We start from the raw sequence: 26,629 nt of genomic DNA on the forward strand, positions 1-26,629 counted from the left end.
TTCATCCCCCTCGCGCACGCGGGATGGGTTAGGCTCGCGCCCACCTGCACCCTTGTTCTTAGCCGAGGCCGGGCGCCCACCCTTCGGTCCTCTCCCGCTTGCGGGAGGGGAGGAAGGAAGGCCGTTGGTAGCGCCTAGCGTCTCATCGGGAGGGTTCCGCATGTGCGTCCTCCTGCGCCGGAGTCGTCTTCGGGGCGTCGCGGTCGACCAGCAGCTGGCCACCCGCGCCGTAATTCTCGGTCGACACCTCTTCGATCACGATCTGCACCGCAGCCGGGTTCTTTCCCAGCCGCTCGACGAGCGACTGGGTGACGTCGGCGACGATGCCGGCCTTCTGGTCCTTAGTCGCGGACCCCGAAATGCGGATGCTGACAAACGGCATCAGGCCTTGCCGTCCTCGCTCTTCGCGTCGGTCGTGTCCGCAGCGTCATCCGCCGCGACGTCATCCGCCGCAGTGTCCTCGACCGCCGTGTCCTCAGCCGAAGCCGCTTCCACCGGAGTCTCGTCCGCGTCCGCCTCGGGGGCTTCGTCCTCGAACCAGTGCGCGCGCGCGGCCATGATGATCTCGTTGCCCTGTTCGTCGCTGAGACCATATTCGGCGAGGATGCCGCCCTTGGGCTCGGGACGCTTGGGCGCGTCGTCGTTGCGGCGGCGCGGTTCGGCGCGCTTCTTCTCGACCAGCTCGTCGGTCGCAAGATCCGCGAGATCGTCCAGCGTCTTGATGCCCGCCTTGCCGAGCGTGACGAGCATCGCCTCGTTCAGATACGGCATGTCGATCAGCGCGTCCTCCACGCCGAGCGCGGTACGCTCTTCGCGGCTGGCCGCGTCGCGACGCTCGAGCGCCTCGGTCGCGCGGTTCTGCAACTCGCCCGCCAGATCCTCGTCGAAGCCCTCGATGCCGGCGATCTCCTCGACCTCGACATAGGCGACCTCCTCGAGGCTGGTGAACCCTTCGGCGACCAGCAGCTGTGCGAGCGTCTCGTCGACATCGAGCTCCTTCTCGAACATCGCCGAGCGCTCGACAAAGTCCTTCTGGCGCTTCTCGGAGGCATCGGCCTCGGTGAGGATGTCGATCGCCTTGCCGGTCAGCTGCGACGCGAGCCGCACGTTCTGGCCACGACGGCCGATCGCCAGCGACAGCTGATCGTCGGGAACCACCACCTCGATGCGCTCTTCCTCTTCGTCGATCACGACGCGGCTGACCGAGGCCGGCTGCAGTGCGTTGACAACGAAGGTCGCGATGTCGGGCGACCAGGGGATGATGTCGATCTTCTCGCCCTGCATTTCCTGCACGACGGCCTGAACTCGCGACCCCTTCATGCCGACGCACGCGCCGACCGGATCGATCGACGAATCATGGCTGATGACGCCGATCTTGGCGCGCGAACCGGGATCGCGGGCCGCGGCCTTGATCTCGATGATGCCGTCGTAGATTTCGGGGACTTCCTGCGCGAACAGCTTCTTCATGAAGTCGGGGTGTGCGCGGCTGAGGAAGATCTGGGGCCCGCGGTTCTCGCGGCGGACGTTCAGGATCAGCGAGCGGATGCGGTCGTTGACGCGCACCACTTCGCGCGGGATCTGCGCATCACGGCGGATAACGCCCTCGGCGCGGCCCAGGTCGACGACGACATGGCCGAACTCGACGCGCTTGACGACGCCGGTGATGATCTCGCCCGCGCGGTCCTTATATTCTTCGAACTGGCGCTCGCGCTCGGCGTCGCGGACCTTCTGGAAGATGACCTGCTTGGCGGCCTGGGCGGCGATGCGGCCGAACTCGATCGGGGGCAGCGGATCGACGATGAAGTCACCGAGCGCCGCGTCCTTCTGGAGCTTCTGCGCGCCCTTGACGTCGACCTGCTTGAAATAGTCATCGACCGCCTCGACCACTTCGACGACGCGCCACAAGCGCAGATCGCCGGTGTTCGGGTCGAGCTTGGCGCGGATGTCGTTCTCGGCGCCGTAGCGCGAGCGGGCGGCGCGCTGGATCGCGTCCTCCATCGCCTCGATCACGATCGCCTTGTCGATCATCTTCTCCGACGCGACCGAATTCGCGATCGCGATCAGTTCCGCGCGGTTTGCGGTGACTGCCGTGGCCATCAATGCTGTCCTTCTTCGGTCTCGACGCCGCGAGCATCAGGCTCATCGGACGTATCTTGATAGAAAACCTCGTCCGCGCCTTCGGTCGAAAGCGGCGCGGTCGCGGCGATGAGTCGGTCGGTCATGACGAGCTTGGCGTCGGCGACTTGGCTGAAGTCGATCGTCATGATCTTGTGCTTGTTCACGTCGACGGTGATCTTGGTGCCCTCGACGCCCATCAGATTGCCCGAGATCTGCTTGCGATCCTCGAACGGCTCGACGAGGCGGATGCGCGCCTCCTGGCCTTCCCAATCGGCAAAGTCCTGGAGCCGGGTCAGCGGGCGGTCGATACCGGGGCTCGACACCTCGAGACGATAGGCGTCCTCGCCGACCGGGTCCTTGCCTTCGGCTTCGAGCGCATCGAACTTGTCCGAGATGCGGCGCGACAGCTCGGCGCAATCCTCGATCACGAGCTGGCGGGTGTCGGGCCGCTCGGCCATCACCTGCAGCGTCGGATCGGACTTGCCGCCCTGCATGCGCACGCGCACGAGGCTGAGGCCGAGCGCCTTGGCTTCGGGTTCGATCAATTCGGTCAACAGGGCGATATTCGCCATCGCAATTCCAAACAGGGCCAAAGCACAGGTGATCAGCGCCGCGGAGCGAACCCCGCAGCCTCTTCATCTGGCGATGTAGAGAAAGTAGGATCTCCATACCCGCGATGGCAACGCTTCGCAAGCGGGAGCAACCTTCGTTCGTCACGCCGCGTTGGCGCAGGGATTTCCGGGAGAAGATCATGATCCGTCGCACATTGGCCGCCACCGGCCTGATATCCGCCACTTTGCTCGCCGCCGCTGCCTGTTCCGCACAGCCCGCGCCGGGGGAAAAGCCGTTCAGCGAAACGGTCGTCGCCGATTTCGAGTCACCCTGGGCGATGACGGTGCTGCCCGACGGGCGGATGCTGGTGACGGAGAAGGCCGGTGAAATACTCCTCGTTTCGGCCGATGGGAAGCAGCGTCAGACGGTCGCGACGATCACGGTCGATTCGGCGGGGCAGGGCGGGTTGATGGACGTCGTCCTCGCGCCCGACTTCGCGACGAGCAACCGCGTGTATTTCAGCTATTCCTCGGCGGGTGCTGGCGGCAAGGGCGTGGTTCTCGCGCGGGGTCGGTTGCGGCCTGACGGTGGTGAGGGCGAGCGGCTCGGCGAGATCGAGGTGGTCTTCAGCGCGCGGCCGTTCGTCGAGGGCAATGGCCATTATTCGGGTCGCATCGCGTTTTCGCCCGACGGCAAATATTTGTTCTTCACCAATGGCGACCGCCAGAAATTTACCCCGGCGCAGGATCCCAAGGTCACGCTTGGCAAGGTCCTTCGCCTGACGCTCGACGGCAAGCCCGCGCCTGGCAATCCGCTCGCGGCCAAGGGCTTCGCACCCGAGATCTGGAGCTATGGCCACCGCAACCTGCTCGGCATCGCATTCGACGCGCAGGGCAATCTCTGGGAGCAGGAGATGGGGCCGAAGGGCGGCGACGAGGTCAATCTGATCACGCCCGGCCAGAATTACGGCTGGCCCAACGCGTCGAACGGCAGCCATTATGACGGGCGCGACATTCCCGACCACATGCCCGGCGACGGCTATGCGGCGCCCAAGGTGTCGTGGAACCCAGTGATCTCGCCCGGCGGGTTGATGATCTATTCCGGCAGCATGTTCCCGCAGTGGAAGGGGGATGCGTTCATCGGCGGGCTGTCGTCGAAATCACTCGTCCGCGTCGACCTGAACGGCACCAATGCCGCCAAGGGCGACCAGTGGGACATGGGCGCGCGTATTCGCGAAGTGGAACAGGGCCCCGACGGCGCGATCTGGGTGCTGGAGGACGGCGGCGAATCGCAGGGGCGTCTGATCAAGCTGACGGCGCGGTAAGACTGCGCTGCCTCCTGCCCGCGGGCGGGAGGCGGGGTCAGTCGCGGACGATCAGGTAATTCATCCGCGCGGCCGCGATCGGCTTGTCGCGGTCGTCCTGCCACGCGGTCGCCTCGACATTGGCCACGCGCGTGCCGAGCCGGGTGACCACGCCTGCCGCGCGCGTCGGCTTGTCGCGGCCGCCGCGCATGAAATCGACGGTGACGGTCACCGGCTTGATCCGTACGCTGGCGTCGTCAGGCCCCTCGGTCTTGATCGCATGGTAGAGCGCCGCGATCGCCGCGACCTCGAGCAGCCCCGCGATCGCGCCGCCGTGGAGGAACCCGGGGCGGCCGATCACGTCGTCGCCGAACGGCATCAGCAGCACCGGCCGACCCTCCGCGTCGCGTTCGATCTCGACGCCCAGCGTCGCGGCATAGGGTGGCAGCGTGCTCACCATGACCCGAGCACCATGAACGTGCCCGCGACATGCGCAAGCGGATCGGCGGGATCGCCGTCATGCGCCTGGCCGCGGACGAACGCGATCGACCGGGTGATGCGGTAGCATTCGCCGTGTCCGATCACCGTCTTGCCGGGCGTCGCCGGGCGCAGATAATCGACGCGCAGGTCGAGCGTCGCATGCGGCACGAACGCCGCGCGGCGGATCCAGATGGCGATGCTGGCGGCCATGTCCATCATCGTGATGATCGGTCCCGACGCGATCACGCCGCTGGCCGGATCGCCGATCAGCTTTTCGTCATAGGGCAGCGCGAGCTCCGCCCAGTCCGCGCCATGCGCATGATAGCGCATCCCGAGCGCGGCGCCGTGCCCGCCGAACCCATGTCGTGTAAACCGCTCTGCGTCGAAGCCATCCATGCCCCGACCTCTACACGCCAGCGACCGCCACGCAACATTGCCGCACATGCGGGGCGGGGCTAGCATCGCGCGCAACGAGATCAGGAGAGAGGATCGCCATGAACGACCGGGTCACCATCGCCGTCGCGGACGGGATCGCCGATGTCCGCCTCACCCGCGCGGACAAGATGAACGCGATCGACCCGGCGATGTTCGAGGGGATCGCCGCTGCGATCGACCGGTTGGCGGGGATGGCCGAGGTGCGCGTCGTCGTGCTGTCGGGCGAGGGTCGTGCGTTCTGCGCCGGGCTCGACATGGCGTCGATGGCGGGCGGCGGGTCGGGCCTGTCGCTCGACGATCGGACGTATGGCGATGCCAATCTGGTGCAGCAGGTCGCCTGGGGCTGGCGGACGTTGCCGATGCCCGTGATCGCCGCGGTCCACGGCGTCGCGTTCGGCGGCGGGTTCCAGATCATGTCGGGCGCGGATATCCGCATCGCTCATCCGCAGGCGCGGTTCGCGATCCGCGAGACGCATTGGGGGCTGGTGCCCGACATGGCGGGGATCGCGCTGTGGCGGACGCTGGCGCGCGACGACGTGCTGCGCGAGCTGACGTACACCGCGCGCGAATTCGACGGGGCGGAGGCGCTGCATCACGGCTTTGTTACGCGGCTCGACGACGATCCCCATGCCGCCGCGATGACGATGGCCCGTGCGATCGCCGCGAAGAATCCGCAGGCGATCCGGGGGGCGAAGGCGCTCTACACGCTCGCCGCCGATGCGGACTCGGCGGCGATCCTGCGCGCCGAAAGCGACGCGCAGGGGCAGGTGATGCGCAAGCCCAATCAGATCGAACAGGTCCGCGCCAATCTCGAAAAGCGCGCGGCGGTGTTCGTCGACTAGGCGCTACTTCATCAGGACGAGCTCTTCCGCCATCGTCGGGTGCAGCGCGACGGTCGCGTCGAAATCGGCCTTGCTGAGCCCCGCCTTCACCGCCACCGCGGCGGACTGGAGGATCTCGGGGCAGTCGGGGCCGATCATGTGGATGCCGACAACGCGGTCGGTCTCGCCGTCGCAGATCATCTTGTAGAGCGAGCGCTCGTTGCGCCCTGCCAGCACGTTCTTCATCGGCCGGAAGTCCGAGGTGTAGACCTTCACCGAGCCCAGCGCCTGCTTGGCCTGCGATTCGGTCATGCCGACGCCGGCCATCGGCGGGTGGCTGAACACCGCGGCGGGGACGTTGGCGTAGTCGACGCGGGTCGGCTTGTTGCCGAAGAACGTGTCAGCAAACGCCTGTCCCTCGCGGATCGCGACCGGGGTCAGCTGGATGCGGTTGGTGACGTCGCCGACCGCGAAGATGCTGTCGCAGCTCGACCGGTTGTCCTCGTCAACGACCACCGCGCCCGCCGCGTCGAGTTCGACCCCGGCCGTCTCGAGCCCGAGGCCCTTGGTGTTCGGCAGGCGGCCGGTCGCGAACAGGACGAGATCGACGACGATCGGCTCGTGCCCGCTGGTGTGCACGGTCAGGCAACCGTCCTCGCCCTTGTCGATTCCCTGGAACGCCGCGTTGAAGCGGAAGTCGATGCCCTTGCTCATCGAGATCTGGAGCAGCCGGTCGCGGATCGATTCGTCATAGCCGCGCAGGATCACGTCGGTGCGGTTGATCAGCGTGACGTGCGCGCCGAACTGATGGAAGATGCCGGCGAATTCGTTGGCGATATAGCCTGCGCCAGCGATCAGCACGCGCTTCGGCACATCGTCGAGATGGAACACCTCGTTCGAGGTGATGCCGTGCTCGGCACCGGGGCAGTCCGGCACCAGCGGGTGCGCGCCGACCGCGATCAGGATCTTCGCCGCGGTCTTCTTGCTGCCGTCGGCGAGCGTGACTTCGTTGGGGGCAGAGACGACCGCGCGCTGGTGGATGATGTCGACATGGTTGTTCTCGAGCGTCTGGGTGTAGGCGCCGTTGATCCGGTCGACCTCCTCCATGACGTTGTCGCGCAGCGTCGGCCAGCTGAACGCGCAGTCGTCGGGCACCTGCCAGCCGAAGCGCTTGGCGTCCTTCAGATCCTCGGCGAAATGCGCGCCGTAGATCAGCAGCTTCTTGGGCACGCAGCCGCGGATGACGCAGGTGCCGCCGACGCGATATTCCTCGGCAACCGCGACGCGCGCGCCATGCGCGGCGGCAACGCGCGATGCACGCGTGCCGCCCGAGCCGGCGCCGATGACGAAGAGGTCATAGTCGAATTGGGTATCGGTCACGGGCTATCCTTGTACGTCGCGCTGCGGCTTTGGATGCCATCTGGGGCAGGGGGGATGCGCGGACAAGACCGATGCGGCGATCAGGGTGATCGGCTGGCTCTATCGCCGACCCGCCCTCCGCATCGGCATCGCGTCGATCGTCCGCTCCAGCACGACGGCGGGGAAGGGGTGTGCGCTGCGCAGTTTCTCGCCGCCATCCTTGCCGATGAGGATCGCGGTGAAGGTGGCGGGAAGGCGGAACTTGCGGCGCAGCGCGGGGGCGCTGCCCCCGGCACCGCGGACCTGATCGCCGACGATTTCGACGACGGTGAGGTCGCGCTCGTCGCGTTTCGTGGCCCAATTGTCGAGGATGCGGCGCTGCTCGGCGAGTTCCGGGTCCTGCGGGGAGGGGGCCGCAACGATCAACACGCGGCGCTCCCATCGCATCTGCGCGAGGGTGGGAGAGGCGGCGAGCGCTACGGCGAGGAGGATGGGCATAGCGCGGTAACGCTCGAGGTACGCGCACGGTCCCCCCAATACCACCCCGGCGAAGGCCGGGGCCCAGTTGGGAAGGCCTCACTGTGATAAATTGGGGTTCGCCCAACTGGACCCCGGCCTTTGCCGGGGTGGCGGAGTGGGGTGGGGCGCACTCAGCGCACGCCCACCCCAAAAATCACCCGAAGGCGCGCTTTATCAGATCGTCGGTCGAAGGATCGAACGTCTGCCCGCCCTTCTCCGCCGCCTTCGCCATCTCCTTGCCCAGCTCGACCCCGAACTGGTCGAACGAGTTGATCCCCAGCAGCACGCCGTTCACGAACACGCGGTGCTCGTAGAACGCGATCAGCGCCCCGAGCGTGCGCGCGTCGAGATCGTCGAGCAGCAGCGTCGACGACGGCCGATCACCCGAATAGCTGCGCGCCGGATCCTCGACCTGCTTGCCCGCCATCAACGCCGCACCCTGTGCGAACGCGTTGAGCAACAGCGCCTTATGATGCTCCTCGGGCAGCGTATCGCCCGGCTCGATCGACGCGACGAACTCGACCGGCACCAGGTGCGTGCCCTGGTGGAGCAACTGGAACACCGCATGCTGCGCCTCGGTGCCGACGCCACCCCAGGTGATCGCCGCCGACGGCCGCCCGAGCGGCTGGCCATCCGCGGTCACCGACTTGCCGTTCGACTCCATCTCCAACTGCTGGAGATAGCTCGGCAGCAGCCGCAACCGTTCGTCATAGGCGAAGGTCGCGCGCGTCTCGGCATGGCGGATCTGCGTGTAATAAAGATCGGCGAACGCCGCGAGCACCGGCGCATTCTCGTGCAGCGCGGCGAGGCGGAAATGGCGATCCATCTCGGCCGCCCCCTCGAGCAGCTCCTCGAACCGGTCCCAGCCGAGCGCGATCGCGGCGGGAAAACCTATCGTCGACCAGAGCGAGTAGCGCCCGCCGACGCTCTCGGCGAACGGCAGGATCCGCGTCTCGTCGACGCCCCATTCCATCGCCTTTTCGGGCGCCGCGGTCAGCGCGATCACGCGGCCGTAAGGATCGTCGACATTATGCTCGTTCATCCACTGAAGCACCGCTTCGGCGTTCATCAGCGTTTCGGTCGTGGTGAAGGTCTTCGACGCGACCACCAGCAACGTCGCGGCCGGATCGAAGCGTTCGAACACGTCCTCCAGCGCGACGCCGTCGACATTGGCGACGATCCCGACATCATAACGCTTGTCGTCGCGCCCGAGCGAGTCGACCAGCAATTGCGGCCCCAGCGCGGACCCGCCGATGCCGACATGCAGGATATGCCGCACGGGGCCGAGCGCATCCGCCTCGATCGCGTCGATCAGCGTGCGCATCCGCGAATGGCTGGCCTGTGCGATCGCAACGCTCTCGGGCTTGCCCTCACCGCGCTCGGCGGTGTGCTCGACCGCGCGACCTTCGGTGACGTTGACGATCTCGCCCGCGAACATCGCCTGGCGCTTGCCCGACAGGTCCTGCGCCTTGGCCATCTCCTCGAACGCGCTGATCATGTCCGCGGTCAGGTGAGTCTTCGACCAGTCGAAGTGGATGCCTGCGACGTCGAGGCTCAGCTTGGACAACCGCTCAGAGTCGGCGGCGAACAGGTCGGTGAGTTTGGCGGCGGGCAGGGCTTCGATTTTGGACCAGTCGGCGGTCATGCAAAGTCTCCGATTTGGAATTCGTGCGCACCGATACGGCGACGCGAGCAAGAACACCATAACGTCCCGGGAGGCGATTGGGTCTCCGGGGGTGTCCGGATCGTATCCGGACATGGCGGATGCTGCATATGCTTGACGGCGCGCGCCGGTTGAGCAAACCCGCGGCCATGGCAAAAGACGCGAAGACCAAACCGGCCCGATCCGAAACCGCAGAGACGTTCCGCTTCCTGCTGAAGCTGGCGGTGGTCGTATTGATCCTGCGCAGCTTCATCTTCGCGCCGTTCAGCATTCCGTCCGAATCCATGCTGCCCCGGCTGCTGATCGGTGATTATCTGTTCGTGTCGAAGTGGAGCTACGGCTATTCGCGCTGGTCGCTGCCGGGTGGCGTGCCGTTGATCCCCGGACGGATCTTCGGCAGCACGCCGACGCGCGGCGACGTCGTCGTCTTCCGCGCCCCCGAAGTGCTCGATCACGACGTCATCAAGCGCGTGATCGGCCTGCCCGGCGAGACGGTGCAGATGCGGCAGGGGACGCTGTACCTGAACGGCACCGCGATCCCCAAGGCGCGGATCGCCGACTTCACGATCCCGCTGACCGCCAATTTCGATGCGGAGAAATGCGGCGCGCCGTTCGTCGACGTCGCCGACGGCGTCCAGATCTGTCGCTATCCGCGCTACCGCGAGACGCTGCCCGGCGGCCGCAGCTATTCCGTGCTCGACCAGGCGCAGCTGCCCGATCGCGACGACACGGGTGTCTATACGGTGCCCGCCGGCCATATCTTCGTGATGGGCGACAACCGCGACGACAGCGGTGACAGCCGGTTCCCCGCACCAAGCGGGATGGGCTATGTCCCGCTCGAGAATGTCGAGGGCAAGGCGGTCGTCAGCTTCTTCTCGACCGACGGCAATGCCGAATGGCTGAAACCCTGGACCTGGGTCAGCGCCGCGCGCTGGGAGCGGATCGGGGAAGGCTTTTGAGCGATCTCGGCGACTGGCTGGCGGGCGTGTTCGGTCGCCGGCCGCGCGATCTGGCACCCTATGAGCGCGCACTGACGCATGGCAGCCAGGCGAAGGCGAATTACGAGCGGCTCGAATTTCTCGGCGACCGCGTCCTGGGGCTAATCGTTGCCGAATGGTTGTACGAACTGTTCGCGACCGATCCCGAAGGGTCGCTGTCGAAACGCCTGAACGCGCTCGTCACCGGGCCGGTCTGCGCCGAGGTGGCGCGTGAGCTCGGAGTGCGCGCGCATCTGAAGCTCGGCAAGCAGGCGCGCGACGACGGCGCCAGCGACAGCGACAATGTGCTGGGCGACGTGATGGAGGCACTGATCGGCGCCTGGTACCAGGAGGCAGGGCTCGACGCCGCACGTGCGTTCGTCCGCGGCGCCTGGGGGGACCGCGTCCAGGCCGGTGCCAAGGCGCCGCAGCACCCCAAGTCCGCGCTTCAGGAATGGGCAGCCGCGAATAACCGCAAGCCCCCCGAATACACAGTCGTCGAACGCTCCGGCCCCGGCCACGCCCCCAAATTCACGATCCTCGTCTCGATCGGCAAGCTCGCCGAAGCGACCGCGATGGGATCGAGCAAACAGGAAGCCGAAACCGCGGCGGCCAAGGCGTTGCTGGAGAAGCTGGGCTAAAAAAGTTTTGTTCGCGCGGAGGCGCAGAGGACGCGGAGATGCTGCGAATGAGGCTCGCGGCCGCTGCGATCACGCGCCGCCGAATATCTCGGTGTCTCGTTGGGCACGACCTTGCCCCGATCGCACCACCTCCGCGTCCTCCGCGGCTCCGCGCGAACAAACTCCCTTTCTCGAAGTATCCGCGACGCGATGACGGACAGCCGTTTTCCCTGTACAGGTGCGCACAACACCAGTTCGAAAAGAGCATATGTGACTGAAACGAATACCACGCCCAATACCAAGCATTGCGGCCTCGTCGCCATCGTCGGCGCCCCGAACGCAGGCAAGTCGACGCTCGTCAACGCGCTCGTCGGCCAGAAGGTCGCGATCGTCAGCCCCAAGGCGCAGACCACCCGCGCCAAGCTGATGGGCGTCGCGATCGAAGGCGACACGCAGATCCTGCTGGTCGACACGCCCGGCATCTTCGAGCCCAAGCGCCGGTTCGACCGCGCGATGGTCGCCGCCGCCTGGGGTGGCGCGGAAGGGTCGGACATCATCGCGCTGGTCGTCGACGCCAAGGGCGGGATCGGCGGCAAGGTCACGACGATCGTCGAGTCGCTGGTCGGCCGACCTGAGCCGATCTGGCTGATCCTCAACAAGGTCGATCTCGCCGACAAGACCAAGCTGCTGATCCACGCGGAAAAGCTGAACGCGCTGCTTCCCTTCGCCGAGACGTTCTTCATCAGCGCAGGCACCGGCGACGGCCTCGCGCACTTCAAGACGCAGCTTGCCAAGGCGATGCCCGAAGGTCCGTGGCATTATCCCGAAGACCAGGTATCCGACTCGACCGAGCGCGCGCTCGCGTCCGAGGTCACGCGCGAGCAGCTCTATCTCCAGCTCCACGCCGAACTGCCCTATGCGAGCACGATCGAGACCGAGCAATATATCGAGCGCCAGGACGGGTCGTTGGAGATCCACCAGCAGATCCTCGTCGAACGCCCGACGCAGCGCGCGATCGTGCTCGGCAAGGGCGGCGTGCGGATCAAGGAAATCGGCGCGCGCTCGCGCATCGAACTCGCCTCGATCACGGGCAAGCCGGTGCATTTGTACCTGCACGTCAAGGTGAAGCCGGGCTGGGACGAGGACCGCGAAGTGTACCGCGATATCGGGCTAGACTGGGTCGACTGACCCGCGACCACGACCACCACACTCCACCCCGGCGAAGGCCGGGGCCCAGTTGGGGGACGGTCGTCACGACGGACAGCGCGCCGTTACTCAGGCCTTCCCAACTGGGCCCCGGCCTTCGCCGGGGTGGTAGCGTTCGAGCGGATGACAGAGTTCGGCTCGGCAATGCGTCACGCCCACGCCTATTGTACCAAACCCGCGACCTCCTGAAATCTATTGATGCTACCGTAGACCTCGCCCGAGAATCCGGACGAGGATCACGCGATGCTAACCCTGATCGATGCGACGTCCGCGATCCGCTACGACCAGTTGCATCTGTCCCCGGTGGCGCTCGATTTCGGCCTGTTCCAGATCCGATGGTACGCGCTCAGCTATATCGCGATGATCGCGCTGGGCTGGTGGTATCTGCGGAGAATGCTCCGCCGGTCCGGTGCGCCGATGACGGCGGGGCATGTCGACGATCTCGTCTTCTACCTGACGCTGGGCATCATCATCGGTGGTCGGCTCGGCTATTGCATATTCTACCGCCCCGAGATCTGGCGCGCGCCGCTCGATGTGCTGAAGCTCTGGCAGGGCGGCATGTCGCTGCATGGCGGATTCCTGGGGGTGATCGTCAGCCTGGTCCTGTTCACGCGGCGCCACCGGCTGTCGCTGCTCCGGGTGTGCGATTACGTCGCGTGTGCAACCCCGTTCGGCCTCATGCTGGTGCGGATCGCCAATTTCGTGAACGGGGAGTTGTGGGGTCGGCCAAGCTCGCTTCCCTGGGCGGTGATCTTTCCGGGCACGCATGACGGCATTCCCAGACACCCGAGCCAGCTCTACGAAGCCGCACTCGAGGGCGGTCTCAGCATGATCGTGCTGGCCTATCTGTTCTGGCGCACCGACGCGCGGCTTCGACCCGGCCATCTGCTCGGGGCGGGGCTGATCCTGTACGGCACCGCGCGCTTCCTGCTCGAATTCGTCCGCCAGCCCGATGCCGGGCTCGACCATCTGTGGTGGGGGCTGACGATGGGGCAGACGCTGAGCGTGCCGATGATCGGCGCCGGCATCTGGTTCTACGTCCGGTCGTTCAAGCGCGCGCGCGTCGCGGCCGTCCCTACCCCGTGACTATCGCCCCAGGACCTCATCGACCCAGGCCGGCACCAGCACCCCGGCCGCGCCGATCCGCGTCTCCTCGAAAAACACGCTCCCCATCGAGGGGTCGAGGTTCAGCTCCAAGGTAGCGGCGCCGTGATAGGCCGCGGTCTGCACAAAGCCGGCCGCCGGATACACCGCGCCCGACGTTCCGATCGACACGAACAGATCGGCCTGCGCCAGCGCCGCCTCGATCCGCTCCATCTGGTACGGCATCTCGCCGAAGAACACGATGTCAGGCCGCAGCGCCGCCGACCCGCAGGCGCCGCATATCGACCCCTCCGGCAAGCTGCCCGCCCAGGACTCGCGCGCGCCGCAGACGGCACATAGCGCGGACAGCAGTTCGCCATGCATGTGCAGCATCCGCGTCGCGCCCGCCCGCTCATGCAGGTGGTCGACATTCTGCGTGACGATCAGCAATCCGCCGCCCCACGCTTCGTCCAGCCGCGCCAGCGCACGGTGCGCGGCATTGGGCTCGACCGTCGCCAGCGCCGCCCGGCGCAGATTGTAGAATCGGTGTACCAGTTCCGGATCCGCCGCGAGCGCCTCGGGCGTGCAGACATCCTCGACCCGGTGTCCTTCCCACAAGCCACCCGGCCCGCGGAACGTGGCGATCCCGCTTTCCGCGGAGATGCCCGCGCCCGTCAGAACGACGATGTTCCGTATATCCTTCATGGGCATAGTCTACGGACGGCGCTGTCGCCGCGATAGCCAAAGTCGTGCCGATATCGCGCCCATCCACGCGCTGCGTCGACGCGATGCGTCCGGTTGCTCGGTTCCGGCGTTGAGCCGAACCGACCATGTCTTCATGGCCGCGCGCTAAACGATCGCCGATGCCGTCTTGGCACCGCGCGCCATGATATTCGAAGGATCCAATGCGATGGTGACGAAAAAACTGATGCTGTTGAGCGGCGTGATCGCGGTCCTTGGCGGCTGTGGCGACACGACATCGACCGGCGCCAACACTGCCACCGTCAATACCAGCGCGGCGGCAAGCGCAGCGTCCGACGTCACCCGCGTTCGCGGCGTGATCACCGCGGTCGGCGCCGACGCGGTGACCGTCCAGACCTATGACGGCAAGTCGGTCAGCGTTCCGCTCGACGCCAAGACCAAGGTCGCCTGGGTGGTGAAGTCCGATCTGTCGACGCTGAAGGACGGCGACTTCATCGGCACCGCGACGACTGGTCCCGACGACGCACTGCGCGCGGTCGAGCTCGTCATCTTCCCCGAGGCGATGCGCGGGACCGGCGAGGGCCATTATCCCTGGGACGTTCCTGGCGTGGTCGCGGCTGCCGGCGGCGGCGCGGCCGATGGGCAGAGTGCAATGACCAACGGCACCGTCGACGGGCAGAGTGCAATGACCAACGGCACCGTTGACCAACAGAGCGGGATGACCAACGGGACGGTAACCGGCGGCGCGGGCAAGGCCGGCGAAACCAAGCTCAGCATCTCGTACAAGGGCGGCAAGGCGCAGGTCGTCGTGCCCGTCGGCACGCCGATTGTCCGGTTCGAGCCGGCTGAGCGTTCGATCCTCGCAAAGGGCCAGAAGCTGTTCGCGATCACCTTGGCCGGCGCGTCGGGGGCGAGGTCCGTCGCGGTCGGCAAGGATGGCCTGACGCCGCCGATGTAAGACTGCTGCACGTAATCACAGCCTGAGGGGCTGGAGTGGTGATGTGTCCACTCCAGCCCCGTTTGTTTGGAGAACCTTACACGTCGGACCTCGTGCATGCGCGGACGTCGTGGCGCGTCGCGCGGCGATCGCCCGGCCGACCCTATCTTCATAAATCACCCGATCGCCGCTAAGACGCCTGCAAACTCGTATCCGTAAAGGCGCTGCATGACCGTCATCACCGAAGCCGACCTGATCGAAAGCGTCGCCGACGCGCTCCAGTTCATCAGCTACTACCACCCGATGGATTACATCCGTGCGCTGGGCGTCGCGTACGAGGCCGAGAAGAGCCCCGCCGCCAAGGATGCGATCGCGCAGATCCTGACGAACAGCCGGATGTGCGCAGAAGGCCACCGCCCGATCTGCCAGGATACCGGCATCGTCACGATCTTCGTGAAATGGGGCCAGGACTGCCGTCTCGATTCAACCCGCAGCCTGCAGGAGGTCGTCGATGAAGGCGTCCGCAAGGCGTATCTCAACCCCGAGAACAAGCTGCGCGCCTCGATCCTCGCCGATCCCGCCTTCACGCGCCGCAACACCAAGGACAACACGCCGAGCGTGATGCATGTCGAGATGGTGCCCGGCAACACGGTGTCGATCGACGTCGCGGCCAAGGGCGGCGGCAGCGAGAACAAGTCCAAGTTCAAGATGATGAACCCGAGCGACTCGATCGTCGACTGGGTGCTCGAGATGATCCCGCAGATGGGCGCGGGCTGGTGCCCGCCGGGGATGCTCGGCATCGGCATCGGCGGCACCGCGGAAAAGTCGATGATCCTCGCCAAGCAGTCGCTGATGGGCGCGATCGACATGGCGCAGCTGAAGGAGCGGGGGCCCAGGAACGACATCGAGGCGCTGCGGATCGAGATCTACGACAAGGTCAACGCGCTGGGTATCGGCGCGCAGGGGCTGGGCGGGCTCTCCACCATCCTCGACGTGAAGATCTTCGACTGGCCGACGCATGCCGCGTCGAAGCCGGTTGCGATGATCCCCAACTGCGCCGCCACGCGCCACGCGCATTTCGTGCTCGACGGGTCGGGGCCGGTGTATCTGGAGGCGCCGAAGCTCGAGGAGTGGCCCGACGTCAACTGGACGCCGGACAAGGCCGCGATCCGCGTCGATCTCGACACGCTGACGCCCGAGGTCGTGCAGACGTGGAAACATGGCGACCGCCTGCTGCTGAACGGCAAGATGCTGACCGGGCGCGACGCCGCGCACAAGCGGATCGCCGACATGCTCGCCAGGGGCGAGGAACTTCCCGTCGATTTCCGCGGTCGCGTGATCTATTATGTCGGACCCGTCGATCCGGTCGGTGACGAGGTGGTCGGGCCAGCCGGTCCCACCACCGCGACGCGGATGGACAAGTTCACGCGCATGATGCTCGACCAGGGCCTGCTCGCGATGGTCGGCAAGGCCGAGCGCGGCGGCGATGCGACCAAGGCGATCGCCGAGGCCAAGTCGGCCTATTTGATGGCGGTCGGCGGTGCGGCCTATCTCGTCGCGCGCGCGATCAAGGGATCGAAGGTCGTCGGCTTCGAGGATCTCGGCATGGAAGCGATCTACGAATTCGAGGTCGCCGATTTCCCGGTGACCGTCGCGGTCGATTCGGCGGGAGAGAACGTCCACCAGCTGGCGCCACTCGTCTGGCGCGAGAAGATCGCACGGGAGCGGTTGCTCGCGCCGGCGTGACTGCTCGTCCTGATGACGTGGAACGGGGAGGGCGGCCCTTCCGTTGAGCTTGCGAACCAGAGGAGTTTCGTATGTTCAAGCCCGCCAACCCCGTCGTCGCGATCGCGGTCGCAACATTGATGACGACGAGCGCCGTTGCCCAGAGCGGGGCACCCGCGCCCGCGCCCCGTACGTCCAGCGGGGGCCTCGGTAGCCTGGGTGACAGTCTTGGCGGGCTCGGCGGCGGACTGGGTGGCGGATTGGGTGGCCTGCTTGGCGGTGGCGCGTCGGGCATCGGTTCGATCGGTGCGGGCAATGCGGCAGGTCTGTTAGGCTATTGCCTCAAGAACAACCTGCTCGGTCAGGGCGGCGCACTAGGCGCGTTAACGGGGCGGCAAACGGCGCCCCAGACCCGGACGCAGTCCCCCGCGACGGGCCAGGCGGCAGGCGCGCAGTCGATCCTGCAGCGGTTGACCGGGCGGCAGGGCGTGCGGACGTCGCCCGGCTTTGCTGCGGGACAGGCGGGGGAGCTTCAGGCGCCGAACGGTCAGGGGCTGTCGCTCGACAATCTCGGCGGACAGGTGAAGACGAAGATGTGCAGCCTCGTGCTCAACCGGGCCAAGGCGTTTCTGTAACCGGCGCGTGCGCTAGGGCGGCTAGCCGTCGCCCGTCCCGTCATCCTGACGAAAGTCAGGATCCAGGGTAATTAGGGGCAACCTGCGTGGCTCTGGATCCTGACTTTCGTCAGGATGACGGCGTGGGTGGGCCTAGGGCGGTTCATCTCGCCGATGCGGGGCGACGCCCGCATTCCCAAACCAAAAGCACCCAGAAATGAAAAGAGGTTGCCGGGGCGTCTCACGACGACCCGACAACCTCCTAACATGGTCAGCGGCCGGAGAGCTCCAGCCCGGAGGACCATGCGTACCACCTCATCCTGTGCCATGCGCGTTGATTGGAGGGCGATACCTCCCGCACATGCCGTCGGATATCAGTAGCGCGTCCCCCGAACGAACCGAACCGAACTCACTGCTGAACCATGAGACATCGGATCACCTCCTTTCGCTTGTTGAAAAAACGCGGCCAAGCCTGACCGCAACCGCAATGTGTGCCGGGTGCCCGGTTGATACAAGTCTTGTTTTGCAGAAGATTTCGCGCAATCCTCAAAGGCTGTGCGGCACGCTGGGCGAATGCCCGCCCTTACCCGCGACAATCCTCGGTCACGCGTTCGATCTCCGCCCATGAGGGGATGACGAGAGCGGGCTGACCCTGCTGGTCGATCACGAACCGACCGCGGCTGAACCCCATCGCTTCGAGCAACGGATCGCTGGCCGGCAGCGTCGCCGTCATGGTTCCGGGCGTGCTGCCGGGCTGGACCGACAGCGCGCGGGTGACGCTCGACGTGCGGATCGTCATCGGCGTGGCGGCCGCCGCAGTACGCGATAGATGGATTTGTCGCGTGCCGGTATCGCACTGCAATGTCAGCGCTGGCAGCGCCGCCTGCGTTCCGAAGCTCGCCACCGATCCGCGCGGATCGCGGCGATAGGTCCAGCTTCCCGGGGTATAGGGCCAGTCGCGCCAGTCCGCCGCGAGCGGGGCGGGGCGTGGGGCGGGGGCGGGCGCTTCGACGCGCGGTGGCGGCGGCGGCGGTTCGGCGCGGGGCGGCGCGACGCAACCGGCGATCAGCGTCAGCGTGGCGAGGCCGGCGGCGATAGGCCAGCCGGCGGCGATAGGGGTGTGGGCGCGCATGACCCGCTATGCGGCACGCCCGGCGACCGCTCAAGGCGCGAGGACGGCGATCGCGTGGGAACCGGCGCACGCTGCTACCGGTTCAGCGACGGAACACTGTAAATCAGGAGACGATCCATGTCCGATACCGTTGCCCAGACCCCAACCCAGCTGCTCGTGCAGGCCAATATTTCGGGGACGATGAAGGTCGAGAGCCGCGATGGCGACGCGGTGGGGACCGTCTATGCCTTCATGGTGCACAAGGGTACCGGGCGCGCGACGCATGCCGTGCTGAGCCTCGGCGGGTTCCTGGGCATGGGCAAGAGCTTCTACCCGCTGCCGTTCGCGCTGCTTCAGTTCGACGCTGTGCGTGATCTGTATGTGGTGACGATCGACAAGCGCGTGCTTGAGGGCGGGCCGAGCTGGTCGAACAATGCGCCGGTCTTCGACCAGGCCTATGCCGATCGGGTGGCGAGCTATTACGGGTCGAGCAGCGAGGATCTGGTCGTCGGCTGACCCGCGCACGGTTCGACCCCTCCGTCATCCTGACGAAAGTCAGGACCCAGAGTTACTGACCGCAGTATCCGCGGCGTCTGGGCCCTGACTTTCGTCAGGGTGACGAAAACGGAGGTAGGCGGTTTAACGCGAGCGCGAGCCACCCATTCGCATCTTCTGGCTCTTCCCGTAGCGCGTCTTGCGCGTGCCCGGCTTGCCTTCGTTCGAGCGGCCCATGACCGGCGCCTTTTGCTGGTCCACCGGCAGGCCAAGTTCCTCGTTCTCCAGCTGCCGGATTTCGTCGCGCAGCCGCCCGGCGGTCTCGAACTCCAGATCCGACGCGGCCTTGCGCATCTGCTTCTCAAGATCCTCGATATACGCACGCAGGTTATGTCCGACCATGTGCGGGCGGTCCTCGTCTATCGGGACGGTGACCTGATCCTGGCTCGCCACGTGCGCGATGATGTCGCCGATGTTGCGGCGGATCGTCGTCGGCGTGATGCCGTGCTCGGTGTTGTACGCGACCTGCTTCTCGCGGCGCCGAGCCGTCTCGTTCATCGCGCGCTCCATAGAGCCCGTGACGCGGTCGGCGTACAGGATTACGCGCCCGTCGACGTTCCGCGCCGCGCGCCCAATCGTCTGGATCAGTGAGGTTTCGGACCGAAGGAACCCCTCCTTGTCCGCATCGAGGATCGCGACCAGCCCGCATTCGGGAATGTCCAACCCCTCGCGCAGCAGGTTGATGCCGATCAGCACGTCGTACACGCCGAGCCGCAGGTCGCGGATCAACTCGATACGCTCGAGCGTCTCGACGTCGCTGTGCATGTAGCGGACCTTGATCCCCGCCTCATGCATATACTCGGTCAGATCCTCTGCCATCCGCTTGGTCAGCGTCGTGACGAGCGTGCGATACCCTAGAGCCGTCGTCTTCCCGACCTCGACGATCAGGTCCTGCACCTGCTCCTCGACTGGTTTGATCTCGACGGGCGGATCGATCAGCCCGGTCGGGCGGATGACCTGTTCCGCGAACACGCCGCCGGTCTGCTCCATCTCCCAGCTGCCCGGCGTCGCCGAGACATAGGTCGTCGGCGGGCGCATCGCGTCCCATTCGTTGAACCTGAGCGGCCGGTTGTCGATCGCCGACGGCAGGCGGAAGCCATATTCGGCCAGCGTCAGCTTGCGGCGGTGATCGCCCCGCGACATCCCGTTGATCTGGCCGATCGTTACATGGCTCTCATCGACGAACAGCAGCGCGTTGTCGGGCAGATATTCGAATAGCGTAGGTGGCGGCTCACCCGGCATGCGGCCGGTGAGGAAGCGGCTGTAATTCTCGATCCCCGCACAGCTGCCCGTCGCCGCGATCATCTCGAGGTCGAAGTTCGTCCGCTGCTCCAGACGCTGCGCCTCGAGCAGCTTGCCCTCGAGCACCAGTTCCTTCAGCCGCTCGGCCAGCTCATGCTTGATCGCCTCGCCCGCCTGTTTCAGCGTCGGGCCGGGGGTCACGTAGTGCGAGTTCGCATAGACGCGCACCGAGTTGAGCGACGCGACCTTCTTGCCGGTCAGCGGGTCGAACTCGGTGATCTCCTCGATATCGTCGCCGAAGAACGAGATGCGCCACGCGCTGTCCTCGTAATGCGACGGGAAGATCTCGAGCGTGTCGCCCTTCACGCGAAAATTGCCGCGCTGGAACGCCGCGTCGTTGCGCTTGTACTGAAGCGCGACGAGCTTGCGCACGATCTCGCGCTGGTCGACCGTCGTGCCCTTTTTCAAGTCGAAGATCATCGCCGAATAGGTCTCGACCGAGCCGATGCCGTACAGGCACGATACCGACGCGACGATAATCACGTCGTCACGTTCGAGCAGCGCGCGCGTCGCCGAATGCCGCATCCGGTCGATCGACTCGTTGGTCGAGGACTCCTTCTCGATATAGGTGTCCGACCGCGCGACATACGCTTCGGGCTGGTAATAATCGTAATAGCTGACGAAATATTCGACCGCGTTGTCGGGAAAAAACGACTTCATCTCGCCGTAGAGCTGCGCCGCAAGGATCTTGTTCGGCGCGAGGATCAGCGCAGGCCGCTGCACGCGTTCGATCACGCTCGCCATCGTAAAGGTCTTGCCCGAGCCGGTGACGCCGAGCAGCACCTGGTCCTTCTCGCCCTCGCCGATCGCCGAGACGAGTTCGGCGATCGCGGTCGGCTGGTCGCCCGCAGGGGCGTAGTCGCTGACGAGCTTGAACCGCTTGCCACCCTCGACCTTTGCGGGGCGCGCGGTCGGGCGGTGCGGGACGAAGGTGTCGCCGGTTTCGGGTTCGGCGAGGCTGGTGCGGATCTGGATGGCCATCGAGCGGGAATATGGGGAACAGACGCGGCGACGGCAACGTCGTTAGATGCTCCATCATTCCACTAACCACTCGTCATCCCCGCGCAGGCGGGGATCCATAACCTACGCTGTCAGCAATTTAAGGGAGAGCGTTGCCAGTCTGGATTCCCGCCTGCGCGGGAATGACGAGCGTTTTGTTGCGGCGTGCTTTGTGCCCCCCCAAGCTTTGCTGTTGTTGACCCATACCCCGCGCGCCAATAATGCGATCGTTTCGCAAGCCATCGATCCGCCAACGCCCCCCCGCGCAGGCCAAGGAAAACGCATGACCGCCCCTATCGTCGCCGAAACGCGCGCGCCCGCGCTGATCCCCGAAACGCCCGCGTTTCTCAACGCCAAGGTCCTCTGGGTGCGCCACTGGAACGAGCATCTGTTTAGTTTCGCGATCGAGCGCCCGTCGACCTTCCGCTTCCGCTCGGGCGAATTCGTGATGATCGGCCTCCCCCAGGACGGTGGCAAGCCGATCATGCGCGCCTATTCGATCGCGAGCCCGCATTATTCGGAAGAGCTCGAATTCCTATCGATCAAGGTCGAGGACGGCCCGCTGACCTCGAAGCTCCAGCTGATCCAGCCGGGCGACGAACTGTATCTGGGCAAGAAGCCGACGGGCACTTTGGTGCTCGACGCGCTGCTCCCGGGCAAGCGGTTGTTCATGTTCTCGACCGGCACCGGCCTCGCCCCGTTCCTCAGCCTGATGCGCGATCCCGATGTCTATTCGGCGTATGAGCAGGTGATCGTCGTGCACAGCGTGCGCCGCGTCAGCGACCTTGCCTATCACGACGAGATGGTCGCCTTGCTCGCCGAGGATCCGCTGATCGCCGAGGAGGCGGCCACCCAGTTCCACTACATCCCGACCGTGACGCGCGAGCCCTTCCGCACCACGCGGCGGATCGGTGCGCTGATCGAGGACGCGTCGCTGTTCGGTCATCCGGTGCGCGGTGACCAGAAGCTGAACCCCGAGACCGACCGAGCGATGCTGTGCGGATCGACCGAGATGATCAAGGAATTCGCGGTGATGCTCGAGGCGCAGGGCTTCGAGGAGGGCGCGAATTCCAAGCCCGGTACTTTCGTGATCGAGCGCGCCTTCGTCGGCTGACCCGGCAGGGCGCTTGGCGCGCCGCCCGATCCCCGATAGCGTCAGGCCAAAGGGGGACTGAAAATGCGCCATATCACCACCGGAATCCTGCTCGCCACCGCCGCCATGCCAATGGCGGCGGTGGCTAGGACCGTCGCGGTCGAGGAACGCTCGATCGATCAGCTCCAGGCGAGCATGACGGCGAGGACGGCGAGCAGCGTCGATCTGGTCCGGGCATATCTCGCGCGGATCGCGGCGATGGACCGCAAGGGGCCGATGCTGCGCAGCGTGATCGCGCTCAATCCCGACGCGCTGGCCCAGGCCAAGGCGCTCGACGCCGAGCGTCGGGCGGGGCGGGTGCGCGGGCCGCTGCACGGCGTGCCGGTGCTGATCAAGGACAATGTCGAGACCGCCGACGCGATGCCGACCACCGCGGGCAGCCTGGCGCTCAAGGACAATATGACGCGCCGCGACGCGCCGGTGGTCGCGCAGCTGCGCGCGGCGGGGGCGGTGATTCTCGGCAAGACCAACCTCAGCGAATGGGCGAACATCCGCTCGACCCGGTCGATGAGCGGGTGGAGCGCGGTCGGCGGGCTGGTCCGCAATCCCTATGCGCTCGATCGGACCGCATGCGGATCGTCGAGCGGGTCGGGCGCAGCGATCGCGGCGAGCTTTGCTGCGGCCGCGATCGGCACGGAAACCGATGGCTCGGTCGTGTGCCCGTCATCGATCAACGGGCTGGTCGGGCTGAAGCCGACGATCGGGCTGGTCAGTCGCACGCATGTCGTGCCGATCAGCCATAGCCAGGACACGCCGGGGCCGATGGCGCGCAGCGTGCGCGACGTGGCGACGATGTTCTCGGCGATGATCGCGGCGGATCCGGCGGATGCCGCGACCGCGGGGGCGGGCGCGTACAAGCGCGACTATGCCGCCGCCCTGTCGACGAGCGCGCTGTCGGGGTTGCGGATCGGGGTCGTCCGGCCCGAGATGACCGCGGACGTCGCGGCGCGGTACGAGGTCGCGCTGGGCGTGCTCAAGGCCGCGGGCGCGGTGCTCGTCGAGGTCAAGCAGCCCAAGCTCGACGGGATCGGCGAGGCGGAGCTGCTGGTACTCCAGACCGAGCTGAAGGCCGATCTCGACACCTATCTCGCGACCACCCCCGCGGCGGTGCGGACCCGGACGCTCGACCAGGTGATCGCGTTCAATCGCGCCAATGAAGCAGCGGAGATGCCGTTCTTCGCGCAGGAGACGTTCGAGGCGGCGGCCAAGACCAAGGGGCTCGACGACCCGGCCTATAAGGCGGCACGTACGAAATCGCTCCGGCTGGCGGGCGCCGAGGGGATCGACGCGATGCTGAAGGCCGCACGGGCGACGGTGCTGGTCGAGCCGACCTATGGTCCCGCCTGGCTCAGCGAGCCAGTGTACGGCGACCAATATGGCGGGCCGAGCGCGAGCGAACTGCCCGCGGTCGCCGGCTATCCCAACCTGACCGTGCCGATGGGGCTGGTCCGCGGACTGCCGGTCGGGCTGTCGTTCATCGCGACACGCTACGGCGACGGCACGGTGCTGAACGCAGGCTATGCCTATGAACAGCGGGCCAAGGCGCGGACCGCGCCGCGTTACCTGCCGTCGGCGGCGGTGGGCACCGGACTCGACGGGGCCCGCTGACCGGGCGCGACGAACACGCGGTCGTTGCGCAGATAGACGGCGCTGCGATCCTTCAGCCGGCGCGTGGTAAAGACGAGGCGATAGTCGCTCGCGAGCGTCGCCTTCAGCGCGCGCAGGCTGCCGACGTTCCAGATCGACAGGCGGCGCGTCGAGGTGACGATCACCGGCGGACGGTTGGCGAGGATGCGGCGCACCTCGGCCGCCTCGTCGATCCCGGTCGCGCCTTGCTCGGTCGACAGGCTGAGCAGGTTGGGAAAGGCGTAGGGCGTCGGTACGCAGGTCCGTGCGAGCAGATAGGTGACGGTGTCGCCGCGGAACACATAGGGGCATTCGTCGCCGCTGTTCGCCTGGACGATGCGGGCCAGCGCATAGGCGCCGTCGGCGTCGTCGCGCCGGACGACGCGTTCGACCGCGAGGATCGTAAAGGGGACGATCAGCGCGATCGCGAGCAGCTTGGCATGGCGTGACAGCGCGGGCGCGGCGGCGATCGCCAGCGGCGCGACCAGCGGCAGGCCGTAATGATCGAAGAAGGTTCCGATCGCGAGAAAGCCGAGCGACGCCGCGATCAGCCAGCCAAAGGCGAGCCGCGCGACCGCACGGTCGATCCCGAGATGCGCGCGGCGATGCCAGGTGATCGCGGCGGCGGCGATCAGCGGCAGCAGCTGGATGAGGATGCCGAGCAGTCGCATCACCACCTGCGCGAGCGGATAGCCGGGGCGCAGGAAGATCGAGGTGACGTTGGAGAACCAGAAGGTCGCGAACAGGTCGTGCGCGGTGTACCAGCCGAGCGCGGCGAGCGACGGCGCGAGCCCGACGGCGATCCACAGCAGCGCCGCGCCCAGCGTCGCTGAGACCGGCGCGCCGGTGCGGCGGTGGAACCAGAGATGCGCCAGCCCGAAGAACGCGCCTTCGAAGGCGGGCGTGTATTTCATCTGGATCGCGATCCCTGCGAGCAGGCAGGCCAGCGCGCCGCCACGCACGATCGCGCGGCGGTCGTTCGCCGCTGCGAGTGCGGGCAGGCGGAAGGTCAGCAGCGCGGCGATGGCGATCGGCAGATTGTAGAAGACCGGCGCCTGTCCGCCGCCGCCGCTGAGCAGCGACAGCCCGGCCAGATAGGTCGCTCCCGCCGCCAGCGCACCACGCCGCGTCGCGCCGATCCGCATCGCGCCGTGATGAACGAGGACCGCAGTCAGCCAGGCGCAGCCGGTCGCGACGAGCTGATAGGCGAGGATTCCGTCGCCGGGGAGCAGGCGGATCGCCGCGAACAGCAGGAACAGCCCGATCGGCTTGCGATCCCAGATGTCGACAAAGGGGATCGCGCCGTGCAGCATCCGGTCGCCGACCAGCAGATAATATTGCTCGTCGACGGCAATCACCGGATTGCCGAAATCCCAGGCGCGGATCGCCAGCGCGATCATCAGCAGGATCAGCGCGGGCGTCCAGCGGGATCCGGACGATGCAGTCGTGGCCGATGTCATCAGTAGAAAGTCCTGAGCGTCAGTGTGCGCGTCGTACCGTCGCACAGCCCGAGCCGGACGACGCTGCCGGGCGGGCGGATAGTCCAGTTCGCCAGCGGGCTGGCTGGATAGTCGCGGGGAATGGGCTGGCCGTCGATCGAACAGATCAGGTCGCCGACCTGCCACCCGGTCGCCTCGGCCGGGCCGCCGCGCATCACGTGCAGGACCTTCAGCCGGTTGCTTTCGACCCCCATGAGCAGACCGCTGGTCGATCGGATCGGGCGGGGATCGGCGACGTCGCCGCGGCGCAGGACCATCCGCGCCGCGCTCGGGTCGAGCAGCACGCGATAATGCTGGAGAAACCCCGAGCCGAGCCGCCCGGCGGCGCCGATCGACTGCGAAAAGCCCGCCTCGGGTTCGATCCGCACCTCGGTGTCGCGCGCGACGAGCGTGCCGACGCGGATCTCGGGGGCGATCGCGAGGCCGCTGACGACCGAGCCGCCGAGCCCATAGGCGATCGCGGTGGTGGTCGGCAGCCCCGGCGGTGCGGCGCGGCGCCAGCCCGCCGCGGTCACGGTGATCGCCGATCCATCGCCGGTATCGACGACGATCGGCGCCAGCGCGTGCGTGCCAATCCGGATCGCGCTTTCATAGACGCGTCGATCGGACGAGATCGTCAGCGGCGCGGTCTCGCCCGCAAAGGGCAGCCGCCCGGTCGGGATCAGCCGGAAGCGGCGCGCGGCATAATCGATGTCGAGCGCGTGCGCGGCGAGCAGGTCGCGCCCGACCAGCAGGTCGACCGCGGTCGCGCTGCCGGTCGCGAGCGCAGGGAGGGCGGCGACGCTCACACCGCCGCCGCTGCGCGTCAGACCGCCGAGCGCGATCGACCGCGTCGGCATCCAGCGCAGCGCGACCGACCCGCCGATCGCGCTCGCCCGCCCGCCGGGCTTCAGCGCGCGGCGGACCACCGCGGGGGAGGTGTCGGCAAGCAAAGTATAACTGACCCCCGTATCGAGGATCGCGGTGATGCTGCGCCCGTCGATCTGCATCGCGAACCGGATCTGATTGCCCGGCGTCAGGTCGAACGGCACCCAGCGTGTCTCGGTATCGGCGGCGAGCCGGGCGACGCCCTGGTCGCGGTCGGCGGGGGAAGTGGCGGGGCCGGGGGATGTGCCGGGGGTGGAACCGGACGGATTGGCCTCGGGCACGGCCTGCGATGCCGGCTGCCGCGCCGAAACGCTCAGAACCGCCAATAGCGGGACGATGGCGAGGGTAAGCATACGCATGTGCACCCGTCCCTAGCGCGTTGGCGGGGCCTTACAAGCTGCAC

Annotated in this window: 25 protein-coding genes; 12 read left to right on the forward strand and 13 right to left on the reverse strand. The window is 66.8% G+C overall.

The genetic code is table 11. The features are described from left to right. Positions 1 to 142 precede the first annotated feature (142 nt). From IFT71_RS06030 to rimP, 3 genes are read right to left on the reverse strand one after another with little or no spacing between them, the layout of a single operon-like run. Positions 143 to 382, reverse strand: a complete 240-nt coding sequence (locus tag IFT71_RS06030) for a tautomerase family protein (protein WP_031392998.1) — start codon at positions 380 to 382, stop codon at positions 143 to 145. Beyond that, entirely contained in the window at positions 382 to 2,097 is a 1,716-nt protein-coding gene (nusA, locus tag IFT71_RS06035; RefSeq protein WP_192139693.1) for a transcription termination factor NusA, read from the reverse strand. The genes IFT71_RS06030 and nusA overlap by 1 nt, the downstream gene beginning before the upstream one ends. Continuing rightward, the gene (gene rimP, locus IFT71_RS06040) at positions 2,097 to 2,690 is read right to left on the reverse strand and encodes a ribosome maturation protein RimP (protein ID WP_159511724.1); all 594 of its coding nucleotides are present in this window, start codon (positions 2,688 to 2,690) and stop codon (positions 2,097 to 2,099) included. Before rimP ends, nusA begins: the two co-directional genes overlap by 1 nt. A gap of 179 nt (positions 2,691 to 2,869) precedes the next feature. On the opposite strand from rimP, the gene IFT71_RS06045 reads away from it, so the two are divergent. Further along, positions 2,870 to 3,994 (forward strand): PQQ-dependent sugar dehydrogenase, encoded by a 1,125-nt coding sequence (locus IFT71_RS06045; protein ID WP_192139695.1) that lies wholly within the window; start codon positions 2,870 to 2,872, stop codon positions 3,992 to 3,994. A gap of 37 nt (positions 3,995 to 4,031) precedes the next feature. Here IFT71_RS06045 and IFT71_RS06050 read toward each other — a convergent pair whose 3' ends face one another. Together IFT71_RS06050 and IFT71_RS06055 are read right to left on the reverse strand one after the other, a co-directional pair. After that, positions 4,032 to 4,433, reverse strand: coding sequence for a PaaI family thioesterase (locus IFT71_RS06050; RefSeq protein ID WP_192139697.1), 402 nt, complete (start codon positions 4,431 to 4,433; stop codon positions 4,032 to 4,034). Then, the gene (locus IFT71_RS06055; protein ID WP_192139699.1) at positions 4,427 to 4,849 is read right to left on the reverse strand and encodes a PaaI family thioesterase; all 423 of its coding nucleotides are present in this window, start codon (positions 4,847 to 4,849) and stop codon (positions 4,427 to 4,429) included. Before IFT71_RS06055 ends, IFT71_RS06050 begins: the two co-directional genes overlap by 7 nt. A 98-nt stretch (positions 4,850 to 4,947) precedes the next feature. On the opposite strand from IFT71_RS06055, the gene IFT71_RS06060 reads away from it, so the two are divergent. Continuing rightward, positions 4,948 to 5,730 (forward strand): crotonase/enoyl-CoA hydratase family protein, encoded by a 783-nt coding sequence (locus IFT71_RS06060; protein WP_192139701.1) that lies wholly within the window; start codon positions 4,948 to 4,950, stop codon positions 5,728 to 5,730. 3 nt (positions 5,731 to 5,733) lie between these two features. Here the strand turns inward: IFT71_RS06060 and gorA are convergent, their stop codons facing one another. The 3 genes from gorA to pgi form a co-directional block, all read right to left on the reverse strand. Continuing rightward, a complete protein-coding gene (gorA, locus tag IFT71_RS06065) occupies positions 5,734 to 7,089 on the reverse strand; it encodes a glutathione-disulfide reductase (protein ID WP_183935174.1) in 1,356 nt (451 codons plus the stop codon). A gap of 99 nt (positions 7,090 to 7,188) precedes the next feature. Further along, on the reverse strand, positions 7,189 to 7,566 hold the full coding sequence (locus tag IFT71_RS06070) for a DUF4174 domain-containing protein (RefSeq protein WP_192139703.1): 378 nt from the start codon (positions 7,564 to 7,566) through the stop codon (positions 7,189 to 7,191). 175 nt (positions 7,567 to 7,741) lie between these two features. Next, positions 7,742 to 9,232 carry a glucose-6-phosphate isomerase gene (gene pgi, locus IFT71_RS06075; protein ID WP_192139705.1) on the reverse strand — a complete coding sequence of 497 codons (1,491 nt, stop codon included), beginning with the start codon at positions 9,230 to 9,232 and terminating at the stop codon, positions 7,742 to 7,744. A 167-nt stretch (positions 9,233 to 9,399) separates the two neighbouring features. Here pgi and lepB point away from each other — a divergent pair, with 167 nt between their 5' ends. The 4 genes from lepB to lgt all read left to right on the forward strand — a co-directional run bounded on the left by lepB (position 9,400) and on the right by lgt (position 13,139). Beyond that, positions 9,400 to 10,209 carry a signal peptidase I gene (gene lepB, locus IFT71_RS06080; protein WP_031395171.1) on the forward strand — a complete coding sequence of 270 codons (810 nt, stop codon included), beginning with the start codon at positions 9,400 to 9,402 and terminating at the stop codon, positions 10,207 to 10,209. Beyond that, positions 10,206 to 10,868, forward strand: coding sequence for a ribonuclease III (gene rnc, locus IFT71_RS06085; RefSeq protein WP_446740753.1), 663 nt, complete (start codon positions 10,206 to 10,208; stop codon positions 10,866 to 10,868). The genes lepB and rnc overlap by 4 nt, the downstream gene beginning before the upstream one ends. Positions 10,869 to 11,117: 249 nt before the next feature. Beyond that, positions 11,118 to 12,035 carry a GTPase Era gene (era, locus tag IFT71_RS06090; protein ID WP_311723250.1) on the forward strand — a complete coding sequence of 306 codons (918 nt, stop codon included), beginning with the start codon at positions 11,118 to 11,120 and terminating at the stop codon, positions 12,033 to 12,035. A 261-nt stretch (positions 12,036 to 12,296) separates the two neighbouring features. Continuing rightward, entirely contained in the window at positions 12,297 to 13,139 is an 843-nt protein-coding gene (gene lgt / locus IFT71_RS06095) for a prolipoprotein diacylglyceryl transferase (protein WP_192139709.1), read from the forward strand. Here lgt and IFT71_RS06100 read toward each other — a convergent pair whose 3' ends face one another. Then, on the reverse strand, positions 13,140 to 13,841 hold the full coding sequence (locus tag IFT71_RS06100; protein WP_192139711.1) for an NAD-dependent deacylase: 702 nt from the start codon (positions 13,839 to 13,841) through the stop codon (positions 13,140 to 13,142). 205 nt (positions 13,842 to 14,046) lie between these two features. Here IFT71_RS06100 and IFT71_RS06105 point away from each other — a divergent pair, with 205 nt between their 5' ends. The 3 genes from IFT71_RS06105 to IFT71_RS06115 all read left to right on the forward strand — a co-directional run bounded on the left by IFT71_RS06105 (position 14,047) and on the right by IFT71_RS06115 (position 17,135). Then, a complete protein-coding gene (locus IFT71_RS06105) occupies positions 14,047 to 14,796 on the forward strand; it encodes a hypothetical protein (protein ID WP_192139713.1) in 750 nt (249 codons plus the stop codon). Positions 14,797 to 15,003: 207 nt separating this feature from the next. Then, positions 15,004 to 16,521 (forward strand): fumarate hydratase, encoded by a 1,518-nt coding sequence (locus IFT71_RS06110; RefSeq protein WP_192139715.1) that lies wholly within the window; start codon positions 15,004 to 15,006, stop codon positions 16,519 to 16,521. A gap of 71 nt (positions 16,522 to 16,592) precedes the next feature. Further along, positions 16,593 to 17,135 carry a DUF2501 domain-containing protein gene (locus IFT71_RS06115; protein ID WP_052380873.1) on the forward strand — a complete coding sequence of 181 codons (543 nt, stop codon included), beginning with the start codon at positions 16,593 to 16,595 and terminating at the stop codon, positions 17,133 to 17,135. A 562-nt stretch (positions 17,136 to 17,697) separates the two neighbouring features. On the opposite strand, the gene IFT71_RS06120 is transcribed toward IFT71_RS06115, so the two are convergent. Continuing rightward, entirely contained in the window at positions 17,698 to 18,246 is a 549-nt protein-coding gene (locus IFT71_RS06120) for a hypothetical protein (protein WP_192139717.1), read from the reverse strand. Between the two features lie 117 nt (positions 18,247 to 18,363). Here IFT71_RS06120 and IFT71_RS06125 point away from each other — a divergent pair, with 117 nt between their 5' ends. Next, positions 18,364 to 18,741, forward strand: a complete 378-nt coding sequence (locus IFT71_RS06125; RefSeq protein WP_031395809.1) for a PRC-barrel domain-containing protein — start codon at positions 18,364 to 18,366, stop codon at positions 18,739 to 18,741. A 123-nt stretch (positions 18,742 to 18,864) separates the two neighbouring features. On the opposite strand, the gene uvrB is transcribed toward IFT71_RS06125, so the two are convergent. Then, on the reverse strand, positions 18,865 to 21,063 hold the full coding sequence (gene uvrB, locus IFT71_RS06130; protein WP_031395810.1) for an excinuclease ABC subunit UvrB: 2,199 nt from the start codon (positions 21,061 to 21,063) through the stop codon (positions 18,865 to 18,867). Positions 21,064 to 21,364: 301 nt separating this feature from the next. On the opposite strand from uvrB, the gene IFT71_RS06135 reads away from it, so the two are divergent. Continuing rightward, positions 21,365 to 22,195, forward strand: a complete 831-nt coding sequence (locus IFT71_RS06135) for a ferredoxin--NADP reductase (RefSeq protein ID WP_192139719.1) — start codon at positions 21,365 to 21,367, stop codon at positions 22,193 to 22,195. A 63-nt stretch (positions 22,196 to 22,258) separates the two neighbouring features. Beyond that, positions 22,259 to 23,842: an amidase gene (locus IFT71_RS06140; RefSeq protein WP_192139721.1), complete on the forward strand. Its 1,584-nt coding sequence runs from the start codon at positions 22,259 to 22,261 to the stop codon at positions 23,840 to 23,842. On the opposite strand, the gene IFT71_RS06145 is transcribed toward IFT71_RS06140, so the two are convergent. Together IFT71_RS06145 and IFT71_RS06150 are read right to left on the reverse strand one after the other, a co-directional pair. Further along, positions 23,794 to 25,320: a hypothetical protein gene (locus IFT71_RS06145; protein ID WP_192139723.1), complete on the reverse strand. Its 1,527-nt coding sequence runs from the start codon at positions 25,318 to 25,320 to the stop codon at positions 23,794 to 23,796. The genes IFT71_RS06140 and IFT71_RS06145 overlap by 49 nt on opposite strands. Further along, complete coding sequence (locus IFT71_RS06150) at positions 25,320 to 26,585, reverse strand: PDZ domain-containing protein (protein ID WP_244654785.1); 1,266 nt, start codon at positions 26,583 to 26,585, stop codon at positions 25,320 to 25,322. Before IFT71_RS06150 ends, IFT71_RS06145 begins: the two co-directional genes overlap by 1 nt. Positions 26,586 to 26,629 lie beyond the last annotated feature (44 nt).

The sequence above is a fragment of the Sphingomonas sp. CFBP 13733 genome (assembly GCF_014841795.1).
Classification (GTDB): Bacteria; Pseudomonadota; Alphaproteobacteria; order Sphingomonadales; family Sphingomonadaceae; genus Sphingomonas; species Sphingomonas aerolata.